The 13168-nt window shown below is 55.8% G+C and carries 11 protein-coding genes; 4 read left to right on the forward strand and 7 right to left on the reverse strand.

The genetic code is table 11. The features are described 5' to 3' along the window. Positions 1-35: 35 nt before the first annotated feature. The gene (locus AC6CHM_RS08825) at positions 36-926 is read right to left on the reverse strand and encodes a LysR family transcriptional regulator (RefSeq protein WP_115051411.1); all 891 of its coding nucleotides are present in this window, start codon (positions 924-926) and stop codon (positions 36-38) included. A gap of 130 nt (positions 927-1056) precedes the next feature. Between AC6CHM_RS08825 and AC6CHM_RS08830 the strand changes: the two genes are divergently transcribed. Then, positions 1057-2583: an MFS transporter gene (locus AC6CHM_RS08830; RefSeq protein WP_498172747.1), complete on the forward strand. Its 1527-nt coding sequence runs from the start codon at positions 1057-1059 to the stop codon at positions 2581-2583. On the opposite strand, the gene AC6CHM_RS08835 is transcribed toward AC6CHM_RS08830, so the two are convergent. Further along, entirely contained in the window at positions 2580-3146 is a 567-nt protein-coding gene (locus AC6CHM_RS08835; protein WP_370878853.1) for an SH3 domain-containing protein, read from the reverse strand. The two genes, AC6CHM_RS08830 and AC6CHM_RS08835, sit on opposite strands and share 4 nt — an antisense overlap. A gap of 200 nt (positions 3147-3346) precedes the next feature. Here AC6CHM_RS08835 and AC6CHM_RS08840 point away from each other — a divergent pair, with 200 nt between their 5' ends. Further along, positions 3347-4348 carry a 2-hydroxyacid dehydrogenase gene (locus AC6CHM_RS08840; RefSeq protein WP_115051612.1) on the forward strand — a complete coding sequence of 334 codons (1002 nt, stop codon included), beginning with the start codon at positions 3347-3349 and terminating at the stop codon, positions 4346-4348. A 198-nt stretch (positions 4349-4546) separates the two neighbouring features. Here the strand turns inward: AC6CHM_RS08840 and AC6CHM_RS08845 are convergent, their stop codons facing one another. The 4 genes from AC6CHM_RS08845 to sugE form a co-directional block, all read right to left on the reverse strand. Then, entirely contained in the window at positions 4547-4951 is a 405-nt protein-coding gene (locus AC6CHM_RS08845) for an aconitase X swivel domain-containing protein (RefSeq protein ID WP_498172748.1), read from the reverse strand. Continuing rightward, complete coding sequence (locus AC6CHM_RS08850; RefSeq protein ID WP_498172750.1) at positions 4948-6204, reverse strand: aconitase X; 1257 nt, start codon at positions 6202-6204, stop codon at positions 4948-4950. Before AC6CHM_RS08850 ends, AC6CHM_RS08845 begins: the two co-directional genes overlap by 4 nt. Further along, the gene (locus tag AC6CHM_RS08855) at positions 6194-6973 is read right to left on the reverse strand and encodes a molybdopterin-synthase adenylyltransferase MoeB (protein WP_336440674.1); all 780 of its coding nucleotides are present in this window, start codon (positions 6971-6973) and stop codon (positions 6194-6196) included. The genes AC6CHM_RS08850 and AC6CHM_RS08855 overlap by 11 nt, the downstream gene beginning before the upstream one ends. A 287-nt stretch (positions 6974-7260) precedes the next feature. Beyond that, positions 7261-7575 carry a quaternary ammonium compound efflux SMR transporter SugE gene (gene sugE / locus AC6CHM_RS08860; RefSeq protein WP_498172752.1) on the reverse strand — a complete coding sequence of 105 codons (315 nt, stop codon included), beginning with the start codon at positions 7573-7575 and terminating at the stop codon, positions 7261-7263. 267 nt (positions 7576-7842) lie between these two features. Here sugE and AC6CHM_RS08865 point away from each other — a divergent pair, with 267 nt between their 5' ends. Both AC6CHM_RS08865 and AC6CHM_RS08870 read left to right on the forward strand, forming a co-directional pair. Beyond that, on the forward strand, positions 7843-8769 hold the full coding sequence (locus AC6CHM_RS08865; RefSeq protein WP_307282403.1) for an adenylate/guanylate cyclase domain-containing protein: 927 nt from the start codon (positions 7843-7845) through the stop codon (positions 8767-8769). Between the two features lie 205 nt (positions 8770-8974). Next, positions 8975-10126 (forward strand): DUF2778 domain-containing protein, encoded by a 1152-nt coding sequence (locus AC6CHM_RS08870; RefSeq protein WP_337353537.1) that lies wholly within the window; start codon positions 8975-8977, stop codon positions 10124-10126. A 268-nt stretch (positions 10127-10394) separates the two neighbouring features. Here AC6CHM_RS08870 and AC6CHM_RS08875 read toward each other — a convergent pair whose 3' ends face one another. After that, positions 10395-13133 (reverse strand): autotransporter family protein, encoded by a 2739-nt coding sequence (locus tag AC6CHM_RS08875; protein WP_498172754.1) that lies wholly within the window; start codon positions 13131-13133, stop codon positions 10395-10397. Between the last annotated feature and the right edge of the window lie 35 nt (positions 13134-13168).

Below are 13168 nucleotides of genomic sequence, written 5' to 3' on the forward strand. Positions count from 1 at the left end.
CTCTTAACTTCGCTTTCAATGATGCGCTTTCCTGCCTATGCCGGAACCGTAATCTTTTGTGATTGCATGGGCGCACGGGACATTTCTTCGATCATTTTGCCAAATTCACAGGCCGCATCAGTTTTATTGCCTTCGCTCCATGCAAGAACAAAAGCAGCGTCGGGCAGCGGCGGCAAGCCATATTGACCATCAACAATTCGCATGCCGGGCCTCACATCATCATCGGGCATGATGGTAATTGCCAGTCCCGAGAGAACAGCGGCGTGAAGGCCATGCTGGCTTGGCGAGGTGAAAACAATGTGCCAGCCCAAATTGGTCTCTTCAAGGGCAGTGGCGCAGGCACGCCGATGAAAACAGGGCGAAGGGGACAAGGCAAGCGGCAGCGATGCACCGGGAGCAAGCGTAAAATTGTCAGCTGCTACCCATACTTGCCGTGTTTTACGCAGGACGGAACCACAATCAGCGTCATTTTCCTTGCATAGCAGCACTGCCAAATCGAGTTGCCCGGCGGCAACCATCGCTGTCAAATCAAGATTGGGGCTGACATTCACATCAAGGGTAATGGAGGGATATGTGCGGCCGAACTGGCAAAGCAGATGCGCCAATTTATCACCCAGGAAATTTTCGATAACGCCGAACCGTACGATCCCTGTGACTGGCGACGGATTGAACCGCTGGGACAGACTGTCCAGCATCACAATAATCTGTTTGGCGCATTGCAAGAAATCGACGCCGCTCGGGGTCAAAGTTAAAGCGCGCGTTGTCCTGTAGAGCAGAGGCGTGCCGACCTGCTCCTCCAAACGTCTTATCTGATGGCTGATTGCCGATTGGGTCAGGTGCAAGCGTTGCGCTGCATGAGTGAAGCTGCCGGTATCGACAACGGCAATGAAAGCACGCAAAAGCGGGGGATCAAAGTCGGGATTCATTTCATGACCAGTGTTAATTAATACGCGAAATTATATCATTTCTATCATAAGACATCTCCCTTTACAACGATAGCCACAGGGCACCTGCTGTTTGGCCCTCCGGCATCGTTTAACCAGAGAGTATTTACCCATGATCAGTTCTACCTCGGCCAGAACACCGCTTGCTTTGGCAGCGGTCTGTTTGGCTTCGCTCATGTTTGGGCTGGAAATCTCCAGCGTCCCGGTCATCTTGTCAGTCCTGGAGCAGGTTTTGCACGGCAGTTTCAATGAGCTGCAATGGGTCATGACCGCCTATACGCTGGCTTGCACCTCGGTCCTGATGGCAGCAGGGACGCTTGCTGACCGGTTTGGCCGCAAGCGGGTCTTTTTGATCAGTATTGTAATGTTCGGTGTGACATCGCTGGTTTGTGGTTTGGCACAAAATATGGCTGTGCTGATTGCCGCCAGATTTCTGCAAGGGATCAGCGGCGGCATCATGCTGATCGGTCATATATCGGTTCTGTCGCATTTATTTTCCGACGCCAAACAGCGCGCCCGTGCCTTTGCTGTATGGGGCGTCATTTTTGGCATAGGCCTAGGATTCGGACCCATTATTGGCGGTATGATTCTGGCATTGCTGGATTGGAAATGGGTGTTTCTGGTTCACGCGGTTGTCGCAGCTGTAACCTTTGTACTTGCCTATGCGGGCGTGACGGAATCCTCGGATCAGGAAGCCAAGTCGCTCGACTTTTTTGGCATGGGAACCTACTCGGTTGCGGTTTTCTGCCTCGTATTTTTCATCACGCAGGGGCCTGTTACCGGGTTTGCCAGCACTCTTGCTCTGAGCGCGATCGGGCTGTCTCTAGCTGGTCTTTTCGCCTTTGTAATGATCGAGCGGCACCATCCCTATCCCATGTTTGATTTTTCGGTCTTCAAGGTGCGGAGTTTTTCCGGTGCAATGTTTGGCTCCATGGGCATGAATTTTTGTTTCTGGCCATTCATGATTTATCTGCCGCTCTATTTTCAGGCCGCGCTTGGCTATAGCAATGTGGCGACGGGACTTGCCGTCCTTGCCTATACGCTGCCAACCTTGATTGTCCCGCCTATTGCCGAAAAGCTGACCCTGCGATTCGGACCCGGTACTGTCATTCCGATGGGACTTTTCATCATCGGTCTTGGCTTTGTTTTCATGTGGTTGGGATCAGGCATGGAAAATACAAGCTGGCTAACCATGCTGCCCGGTGCGGTGCTCGCGGGAACAGGCTTGGGCCTGACCAATACGCCAGTCACCAACACTGCAACTGGAGCTGTGGCAAGCAACCGTGCCGGCATGGCGTCGGGGATTGATATGAGTGCGCGCCTGACTGCGCTTGCAATCAACATAGCGCTTATGGGCTTTATCCTTATCAGTGGTGTTTCGGCGCATTTGCAAAGCGTTGCGCAAGAGGCTCTGTCCGGAACGACGCTCTATTCGGCAGCAGAGCGCATCGCATCAGGAAACCTTGCGGCAATAGCAACCGAATTGCCGGGCCTTTCCGCCTCGGTCATTCGGTCTGCGCTTATCCATGGCTATGGCTGGGTGCTGCTTTACGGTGCAGTCTCGGTGTGGATTCTGGCGCTTTGCAGCTATTTGGTTTTCCGGCCAAAGCAATTGTCGGAAAAAATAGCCTCGGCCTAATCCTCGAATTTCTCGCCGGGATAGGCACCCCAAATCTCGTTCTGGCGCATCCAGCCGCTTGCGCCACCAAAAACCACACGGCAGTAATCACCATTGCAATTCTTCAATGTGCCAAGAACACCCGGCTGTACTTTCGCAACAACGGGTGTCTTGTCATCTGCCTTGGCAAAGACATTGAGCATGACCCCGTCCTTGTCCTTTTGCCAAGGTGCAGTCATGCCGGTCCGTTTGCCTGACAGCAATGATTGATACACCCAGCCCTCAGTGCCTTCCGAATCGCGTATCCGCCGCCAATTATCATATTCCTGGACAATTTCGACTGGCAGTCCGGATTTAAGAAACAGCCATGTCACCGCATAATCGCGTCCGGGGCCAACACGAAGATTGACGCGTCCGGGCTTGAGGCTGACGAAACGCGGCAGGGGTAACCCACTGGGGCCGATCTGCCCGGCGGCCTCGGCTTTGACAAGCGCGGGCAGGCTCAGCGGTGCTGCCGTAACGAGCGCTGCGGCAAGACTTGTGGAAACGGCGAAAAGGTGGAATTTCTTAATCGTCAACAATATTGGTCCTTCATCGTTCCGTTCAACCTGGTGATTTTCATCTGATCGCGGAACGATCCTTGTTTTTCTTTGTCTTCTATGTCTGGCCTTGGTAGACAGTTGTTCAGGCGTGACAAGTTTCGCGCCAGAGCGGCATAACAGCAATTGCAGTTTGCAATGGTTTGGTTAAAGAGCTCTCAATATTGCAGGCGAAAGGGAGGGGAATATCGGTGAGCAAAAAGCCTCTGGTCGTAATTACCCGCAAATTGCCGGACCCCATCGAAACGCGCATGCGCGAACTTTTCGAGGCACGGTTGAATGTTGATGATCGGCGGTTGACCAAGGCGGAGTTGATCGAGGCGGTTTCGCAGGCCAATGTTCTCGTGCCGACCGTAACCGATCGTATTGATGAAGAGGTCATCAAGGCGGCAGGTCCAAATCTCAAGCTGATCGCCAATTTCGGCAATGGCACCGACAATATTGATGTTGTAGCCGCGGCTGCACGCGGCATCACTGTAACCAATACCCCAAACGTTTTAACCGAAGACACTGCCGACATGACCATGGCACTGATGCTGGCAGTACCGCGTCGTCTCGTAGAGGGTGCGTCCATTCTGCTCGATGACGGAAAATGGGAGGGCTGGGGTCCAACCTGGATGCTCGGCCGCCGTATCTGGGGCAAACGTCTCGGCATTGTTGGCATGGGCCGCATCGGCACTGCCGTTGCCCGCCGCGCCAAGGCCTTTGGCCTTTCAATCCATTATCATAACCGCAAGCCGGTGAGCCCGAAGACCGAAGAAGAGCTGGAGGCGACCTATTGGGAAAGCCTCGACCAGATGCTGGCGCGCATGGATATTATCTCGGTCAATTGTCCCTCGACACCCGCGACATTCCATTTGCTCTCTGCCCGCCGCATTGCGCTGATGCAGCCAACTGCCTTTATCGTTAATACGGCACGCGGCCAGATCATTGATGAGCAGGCGCTGATCGACCAATTGGATCAGGGCAAATTGTCAGGTGCGGCGCTGGACGTGTTTGAACATGAGCCAGCCGTTAATTCCAAGCTGCGCAAGCTGGCAAAAGCCGGCAAGGTGGTCATCCTGCCGCATATGGGCTCCGCTACGCTGGAAGGCCGTATCGATATGGGCGAGAAGGTCATCATTAATATCCGCACCTTTATTGATGGGCATAGACCGCCCGATCGCGTGCTGCCAAGGGACCGGTGAGAATTTATCGAGATTTGGCAAACCTGTTTTGCGTGGTTCGCCCTTCGACAAGCTCAGGATGAGCTCACCATGAGGAAGATTGGCTGATTGCAAGAGAACCAGAACGCAGAGAGCTAACAAGTTGGCTCTATCTGCTGCATCCCACCACATTCCTCATGGTGAGCCCCGTCGAACCGCGCACAGAGCCAATGCTAGGATTTAAATAACGCTGATCGAACCGTCGGCGCTTATACAAAGCTCCCGCTCAACAAACCCTGCAAAGTCTCCGCGATCCATCCGCAGGGCCATCGGCGTTGCATGGCCCATTTCCTGGGCAACGATGAGGCCAAGCAGCAAAATTGCGTCGGGCTCGTGCAGGACGATTGCGGCAGGCGCCAGACCCGCCGATACCAGTTCCAGCAAAACGGCTGCTGCCGAAGATGAGCCAATCGTTCCCGGCAGGCAAAGCACTTTGCCGGTGATCGAAACACGATGCTGCGGATGGCGGACATCGGCGATCAAGCCTGTCTTGGGGTTAACCCCGCCCCAGAAGCTGATCGGCGCGGTCAGCACCAGCGCATCGGCACGCGTCGCTTGCCCCTGAACCAGAATTTCCACCCTCATGCCGATGCACCAAAGACAGGACGCGCCAATACAGCGCTTTCCACGCACTCAGCCATGGAGCCGTAAATGACGCCATAGCCCGTATTGCCAGGTGCGTAATGCGCGAATTTGCCGGAATTGGTCATAAGCACCGCGCCTTCAATATCCGGCAGGATCGGCGTAACCACAACGCAGGTATCAGCGACAATGACCACGCCCGACGCCTCCAGCGACTGGCGGCGGCCATTGCTCTCTAATGCGGCAAGCGCGTGGCGTCCGGTGCAGGCGTAAAGCGGAATCTTGAGTTTGCGCCCGGCAATGAGGGTTTCAAGCCGGTCGAATTCACTAGCGGAAAGATGAGGGCTGCCAATGGCGACGGCATCAATGCGCTCCATATTACGCGCAGTGGAAAGACGCCGACGCGAATCCGCAATCATCCCGTTCGTTACATGGATGACCGCTTGCGGCGCTTGATGATGTAGCGCGGTCGCCAGATCCGGCGCTTCCGGTGTCACGCCTGCTACATGGAAAAGTCCGACAGCGCCCGCCGAAGCCGATGCAGCGCCGAAAGCTTTCAAGGCATCTTCCCCGGGATGGGCATGGACACCAGCCACAACGCCAATGGCATCGCCAATCTCGCGGCCAAACAGACTGCCAAGAATGGGCCATGCAACTTCCGAGCGCAAAAATGCCGGATCAATCGCACCGACGTCAAAAATGATTGTGGCGCGGCGATTTTCTGGCCGGTGCAACCCGTAATAGGGGGCAAAACCGGCGATGGCGCAGGCAATATCGAGAAAATCGCCATAGCGATTGGTGCGTGCGCCCAGCACTGAGTTGCAGAACACAACCGCATTGGATTCGCCCCATGCGACATCGCTGCCAAGCGCCGGACGATGACCGGCCTGATAGGGCGCGCAGGTCCAGCTTGGCTCGCAGCCAAGCACACGATAGGCGTCCATCATTCGCCGCGCCATATCGCGCTCATGGGCTGGCAAGCGATTTTTAGAACAGCCGGTAAGATCAAGCGAGCCGACATTCAGCGTGGCGCGTACGGCAACCTTGGCGCCGCCCTCAACCAGCTTTTCTGCGAAAAGCGTGCCGCTATCACCGTGGTAAAGCGCGCCGTCAATATGCGCTGAGGCAATCGGGATCAGCGATGGCGCACCCATTAGCCGCGCTGTCGCAGCAACGATGCGCATGGCCATGGCGGAACCTTCGCCGCGCGAACCGCTGGCGATTGCGCGCTGTTCCTCGGAAAGTTCAAGCGCCATCGGCTTTTCTGGCCCGGTATTTGATTGTTTCAAAGCGAGAGGTCAGCGCATCGTAAAGCAGGAGCTTGCCGATCAGCGGCTCGCCTATGCCGGTGACAAGCTTGATGACCTCGGTTGCCTGTAAGGTGCCGATGACGCCGGGAAGGACGCCAAGCACCCCCGCTTCGGCGCAGGCAGGAACAAGCCCGGGTGGCGGCGGGTTTGGAAAAAGATCGCGGTAGGAGGGATTTGAACCCCCGTCGCTGTTGGTGGCATAGGGCATGAGTGTTGTCAGCGATCCGTCAAACCGCCCCAGCGCTGCCGAAACCAGCGGGCGCTTTTGAGCAAGGCAAGTATCGGCCAGCAGATAGCGCGTATCGAAATTATCTGAGCCATCGACAACAATATCGTAGCGGCAAACGAGATCGGCGGCATTGTCGGGCGCAAGGCGCATATCATGCACCTCGGCGATGACATGCGGATTAATCGCTGCGATTGCTCGCGCCGCGCTTTCTCCCTTGGGGGAGCCGACCAGCTCGGTTGAATGGATGATCTGCCTTTGCAGATTTGACAGGGAAACACGGTCATCATCGACAATGCCGAGTGTGCCAATGCCCGCCGCAGCCAGATATTGCAGCACAGGCGCACCAAGCCCACCCGCGCCCACCACGAGCACGCGGGCGCGCTTCAGCTTTTGCTGACCAGGGCCGCCAATTTCACCAAGAATGATATGGCGGGCATAGCGTTCAACTTCAGAAGAGGAAAGGGCAGTATTCGGCTGATCGATCATGCTGCTACTCTAGGGGATGATGAACCTGAAACCAATGCGCCGAATTATCCCTCCCTCAAGGAAAACACCACCACCTCTTCGTCATCCTCGGGCTTGACCCGAGGATCCAATTTTCTACCATCTGTCTTTGGACCCTCGGATCAAGCCCGAGGGTGACGGAGAGGTGGTCTGGATGGAATGTCACGGAGATGCCCGCGGTATTATTGCGATCATCCCACCTTTCTTACGGTGAACCCCCTGAGCTTGTTGAAGGGCGAACCACCCAATATTTATGTGCAGCTCTCGTGCTACGCCAAAAACTTCAGCCCGCCGATACCGGCAACAATCAACCCGATACAGACAAGCCGCATTACAGTAGCAGGCTCGCCGAAAATATACATGCCAAGCAGCGCGGTGCCCACTGTGCCAATGCCGGTCCACACCGCATAGGCGCTACCAACTGGCAGATCGCGTAGGGCAATACCAAGAAGCACGACGCTGATAATCATGCTGCCAGCGGTGAGAATTGAAGGCGTAAACTTGGTAAAGCCATCGGTATATTTGAGCCCGATGGCCCAGCCGATTTCGAAAAGTCCTGCGGTTATGAGAATAATCCAGGCCATGACGACCATCCTTTTGAACTGTCGGGCCGTCCCGGATTTGTCTGAAGCGCATTATCGCGTGAAGGTCGTCCTTCACAGATTGATTTAAGGTCGGACGGCGAATTAGGCAAGCCAGCGACGCGATGAGTATTTTTGGTGTTTAACATCAAGGGGAGTGAAAGAGCAGAACAGTCCTTCCCACAAACGGTTTGAAACTATATTCTCCAACTCAGTCGCGAGGGTTTCTCGCCGCAAAAGCAAGGCAAGAGCCGGGGGAGAACGGATGCCATGCCCGAAACGCGCCGCAAGCTGACCACGATCTTTTCCGCAGATGTGCAGGATTATACGCGCATGATGCGCGCTGACGAAGAAGGCACGCTTGACACGCTCAAGCTTTACAGGGAAGCGATGAGCAGGCTGATTGAGGCACATTACGGCCGGGTCATCAACACTTGGGGCGATGGGTTGATCGCGGAGTTTTCCAGCGTCGTGGAGGCGGTGCGCGCTGCCCTCGATGTGCAAACGGAACTTGCCGGTTATAATGCCGACCGTCCGGATGAAACCCGCATGCTGTTTCGTATCGGCATCAATCTTGGCGATGTGATTGCAGAAGGCGACGATATTTACGGGGACGGCGTGAATGTTGCTGCGCGCTTGCAGGCATCGGCTTCTGCTGGCGGCATCGTTATATCCAATACGGTCTATGATCAGGTTCGCAACAAACTGGCGGTCGGATTTGAATGCCTCGGGCAACTTCAGGTCAAGAATATTGAGGGTGGCGTTCTCAGCTATGCGGTGCGGATTGGTGAAGACACAAAGCAGGCGCAGCCTGTTACTCCTGCAGTAAATGACGGGTACAGAGCTGATTTGACCAGAACAGGCGCGACGGCCGCAGCATCTAAAAGCACAAGCCTGGCTTTGCTTGCGATCATTGCCATCGGACTGGTCGGCATCAATTTTCTCTCATGGGACGGCACCTTCTGGTCGCGCTGGCCGCTTCTTGTGTTGGCAGCAATATGGGGGCTGCGCTGGGCTAAAACGGCGGAGCGCATTGATCGCTTTATTGCCGCTCTTGTGGTCATCGGACTGACAATAGCGGGCATCAACATGATTTCCTGGGAAGGGAGATTCTGGGCGGCATGGCCATTACTCGCCATAGCAGTTATTGGAGGTATTCGTTGGGTCATGCGCTATCGCCGCAGTGCTGGCGGTTGATTACCGGCTTGCACCGGGAGCGAAGAAGGACTTCAGACTGAATTTTCTCCCCATCAACCACTTGGTAACCAAGTTTCTTCATTCTCTGTTCTCATCAGTACCTGCCATGGGCGCATGTTTTGCCCTCGGCCTCAATCCTGCCTTGTAAGCAGTGATTTTGCGGGGCGCTGATATGTATCGAGTAAGAGTTCGGGAAGCTTGTATCATGGCGTTTGCAGTCAAGACGGTTGGAGGCGCCAAGCCTGAAGCCAAAAAGGGCCGTCAGCCGGCGCGCGGCTTCCTTTCCGCGGCTATTCTTGCCGGTTTCGGGGTCGTTGGATCACTGGGCACGGTTGCCGCTGTCGTCAGCCTGCAGCGCGCCTTTATCCCCCACGTTTCGGCAAGTGCCGGTGGCCAGGCTTTCAGCCCATTTTCCGGGCATGCCATGCAACATGTTGCCTATGATGCCAATCCAAGCGCACCAAAGTTCCCGCGTGTGCCGGAGTTGAACCGGACTGGCTGGCAGGTCAGTGACATGGATGAAGGCTCGGTTATCGGGAAGAACGGCGAAGTCATTGTCATTACCCCGCCCAAGCCGAAAGTGGTGGTGGCAGCAAAGCCGCCGCTTGAGGCAGATGCGTTCGATGCGCGGGCTGCAGGGCTTGATACAATGCAGGTTTCGTCAATCTATACGCCTGTCCGATCCTATAGTTCTCTGGACGCGCCTGCTCCTGCCGAAATCGTCGCCTTGCAGGAGCCCGGCCCAGCCCTTGGCACGTCGCCGCAAGAACCATTCAGCCTTGTTCTGGCGGAGACTGACGTCGAGACGGAAGTTCCATTGCCCGGCATGAAGCCAAAGCGGCTTGCGGATGCGGCAAAGCGCGACGCGCAAGTCATGGCTTACGCGCCGCAGGAAAACAACATTCAGGATATGGCGCCGAGCTACAAGCCCGCTCCTGTTATTACGGCTCGCGCTCGAACGGCGATCTACAGTATCGAGCAGAAGACGGTCTATATGCCGAGTGGGGAGCGTCTTGAAGCACATTCGGGTCTGGGGCCAATGCTAGACGACCCACGCTTCGTGCATAAGAAAATGCGCGGTGCGACGCCGCCACATACCTATAAGCTGACCATGCGGGAAGCCCTATTCCATGGAGTGGAAGCAATCCGGCTCAACCCGGTCGACCCGAGCAAGATTTTCGGGCGCGATGGCTTGCTGGCTCACACTTACATGCTGGGCAAGCGCGGCGATTCCAATGGTTGCCTCGTGTTCAAGGACTACAAGCGCTTCCTTGCCGCTTTCAAACGTGGCGAAATTACACAGCTGGTCGTGGTCGCCCGTTTGCCTGGCGGATCCACAAGTGTTGCGTCACGGTAAAGCCGTTGGTCTTGTGCAATTCCTGACGCAAAACCGCTGACGCTCTCGCTGCAATTGCTCCAAATGTTTTGCAAACTCAGTAATTTTGCATGGATGTTGTGCGTGCTTCGACAAGCTCAGCCTGAGGAAAGAAGTGGATTACAATGTCTACTTGCGACGTCTCAGACTAGGCTCCCTGCCAGTCTCTACATTCCTCATGCTGAGCTTGTCGAAGCACGCACTAGCCATTTACTGGTCAAACGCAAGATACTCCAGGCGGTATGACCGCCTACCAGCTTACTTTAAGGCCAATATTGCCTTCGAAGACCTCACGTTTGTCGCCATCAATATCAAACGTATAGTCAGCCACAGCGAAAGCGCTGACCGATTTGTTGAAACTGTGAACGATACCACCGCCAAGTTCCAGCGAGGTGTTTTCACCTTCCGTGACAATATCATCGCCGCCAAACTTCACGCTGTCCTTGGTTTTGAACGAATGCCAGAGATTGGCCTTCACATAAGGTTGGAACAGACCGGATGATGTCTGATAATTGCCTTGCAGCCTTGCGCCGACACGGCCTGTCCAGCCATCATCGGCGTCGAAGGCGATATCAGAAAACTCATCCGCCTGATCGTCCAGGGAGATATGCTGCCAGATGATCTGCGCCTGCGGCTCCAAAACCCAATTATCACTGAGCTTGAACGGATAACCACCCTCCAGCGATGCCGTTACGCCATTGCCCTCCACGTCAACGCCAACGCCCCGATCCGAACGGGCGGTACCGCTGAACCAGCTTCCCATGACAACGGCATCGACATACCAGTTTGTGGGACCGATATGGGTCCAATAAGCACCGGCGCTGTGGGTGTCCGTATCCATCTTGCCGGTCTTCAGATTGTTCCAACCAAGTGCTTGTCCCCGAATATCGGCATCAAGCGAAGCAAATCCGTAGAATAGCCCGGCTGTATCCTTATGGCCGCTCTCGCTCTCATAGCGCAGAATGTCGAGTCCTGCCTGTACGCCCCAGAGCGTACCATCGATGGTCGGGGAAACGGTGCCGCCCCAACCCTGTTCGACGTCTTCGCCAAAGACACGGGCCCATGCGGCTGAACCGATCTCGCCCGGAGCAAGAATTTCCTGAGCGCCGCGCCGCTCGTGGAATGTGCTGAGCGTTGCAAAGGCTGTCTGCCGCAGTGCTGGAATTGCTGCCGAATAGGTTGGCACTTCGATACGGTATAGAGACACAATATCGCCAAGGACGCGGGTTGCACCAGGCGTCGGCGGGGCTGAACCAGCCCCGGGCACCGGCGCCGGATTTCCGGGTATAGGCGGTGCGGATGGCGGCGGCGTTGGCGCTGCCGCTTCCGCCGGTGGTGGAGGCGCGACCGGTGCTATGTCTCCCGGCTGCACAGGCGGCGAGGGATCGACCGGATTCGGGTCGTCCGGATTTACCGGCAAAGGTGGCGCTGGCTCTTGCTGTGGTGGTGGCGGTGGCGGAGATACTTCCGGCGGTTGCGGCTCGACGACCGGGCCAGGATCAACAGGCGAGGGTGCCGGAGCCGGGGCAGGTGGCTCAGGGGCGCTTACCAGCGTGGAGCGCAGATACCAGTTTTGTTCGCTGCCGTCGCTGATGCCGCCCTTGAAGAGGTAATATTCATAGGCACCTGCCGCGACAGCATTGTTGAGCGCAAATGTATTGCTGGTGGTCGTTGCACCATTGACGGTTTCTACCAGAAGAATGCCGTCCTGTGTCGTGCTGGCGCCGGTGCCGCCATTATTGATAACGCTGATGCCAGTCGTACCGGAAGCAACGCCGCCGTCAATGATGAGCTTATCGGAAGCTGAACTGTCATCGCCAAGCACAGTGTCTAGAAACAGCAGCCCACCATTACCGGTATAATTACCGGCAATGCGGAAGCTGTCACTTGTGCCGGTGCCATTGGTCAGATCAATGCGGCCTGCATTGGCTACATTGACGAACTGGCCAGCCACGAAGGATGCAACGGCTGAGTTTGCGCCGCCGCCAAATATAGTGCTGGTTGAATCAACCGAGAGGTTGCCCGTCTGCGTACCCGCATCGCCCAGTGTCAAGGCGCCGTTGAAAGTAAGCTCGGTGTCATTGGTCGCAGCGATGTTTTCCCAATTTTGAAACCGCGAAACATTGTCTGCAGCGACATTGCTGAAGGTCAACGCGTCGCTGCCTGCGCCGCCCGTAATCTGTGTCGTCGCGCCAATATTTGCAGCGGTCAGATTGGTGAGTGTGGCAACGTCATTGTCGCCGCCCAGATCAATCGCTCCATAGATAATACCGCCACTGTCCCAGTTGAATGTGTCAGTGCCGAAACTGAGAAGGATGCTACCGCCGACGCTGCCGCCTGTAACTGTAACGCTGTCAGTGCCTCCGCTCACGCTGATATTGCCGCCGATCGTTCCGTTGGACAGTATGATCGTATCGTTGCCGAAGCCAGTAACAAGATTGCGGTCAATGACACCGCCGGACATATCGAACAGATTGTCATCGAGCTTCATGTTGACGCGCCCGATGCGACCGCCAGTCATGATTGCCCGGTCGCCGTCATCAAAGGCATCGATGATATGTCCGCCCGACATGAAGAAGGTATCGAGATTGTCACCCTGGTTGAGGGAGCCGACAGAGCCGCCAGTCATACTGAAATTGTCTATGCCGCTGCCCTGCTGGACATTGCCGGTAATTGTACCGGAGCCAATTGTCACATTGTCGGCGCCTGCGCCAAAAACAATGCTTCCATTGACCGCGCCGCTGCCACCCGCAGGCATGGTAAGCGTATTGTTGCCGGTATTATCGGTGAGGCCGGTGCTGACGCCGCTATCGCAGACATAGGTGCTGTCGCCAGCTGTCGGCGTAAGATCGCAGGCTGCTTGCGCAACGCCGGAGAATGCGAGAAGCCCAAATGTTGATGTAGTTGAGGCAAGAAGGATGCCGGTTAGTATCGTCCTGTGGAATCCATTGCACAAGACAGGTTTGCCGCGCAGAAAATCCAGAACCATCTACTTCCCCCCAAGTGCGATGTAGTGAACTCGAT

Source organism: Phyllobacterium sp. GQ127 (genome assembly GCF_059758635.1).

What these genes read in the sequence shown, in the direction of transcription:
- AC6CHM_RS08825 (WP_115051411.1), bottom strand. Translation starts at nt 926, where the DNA reads ATGAATCCCGACTTTGATCCCCCGCTTTTGCGTGCTTTCATTGCCGTT.
- AC6CHM_RS08830 (WP_498172747.1), top strand. Translation starts at nt 1,057, where the DNA reads ATGATCAGTTCTACCTCGGCCAGAACACCGCTTGCTTTGGCAGCGGTC.
- AC6CHM_RS08845 (WP_498172748.1), bottom strand. Translation starts at nt 4,951, where the DNA reads ATGAGGGTGGAAATTCTGGTTCAGGGGCAAGCGACGCGTGCCGATGCG.
- AC6CHM_RS08850 (WP_498172750.1), bottom strand. Translation starts at nt 6,204, where the DNA reads ATGGCGCTTGAACTTTCCGAGGAACAGCGCGCAATCGCCAGCGGTTCG.
- AC6CHM_RS08855 (WP_336440674.1), bottom strand. Translation starts at nt 6,973, where the DNA reads ATGATCGATCAGCCGAATACTGCCCTTTCCTCTTCTGAAGTTGAACGC.
- sugE (WP_498172752.1), bottom strand. Translation starts at nt 7,575, where the DNA reads ATGGCCTGGATTATTCTCATAACCGCAGGACTTTTCGAAATCGGCTGG.
- AC6CHM_RS08865 (WP_307282403.1), top strand. Translation starts at nt 7,843, where the DNA reads ATGCCCGAAACGCGCCGCAAGCTGACCACGATCTTTTCCGCAGATGTG.
- AC6CHM_RS08870 (WP_337353537.1), top strand. Translation starts at nt 8,975, where the DNA reads ATGGCGTTTGCAGTCAAGACGGTTGGAGGCGCCAAGCCTGAAGCCAAA.
- AC6CHM_RS08875 (WP_498172754.1), bottom strand. Translation starts at nt 13,133, where the DNA reads ATGGTTCTGGATTTTCTGCGCGGCAAACCTGTCTTGTGCAATGGATTC.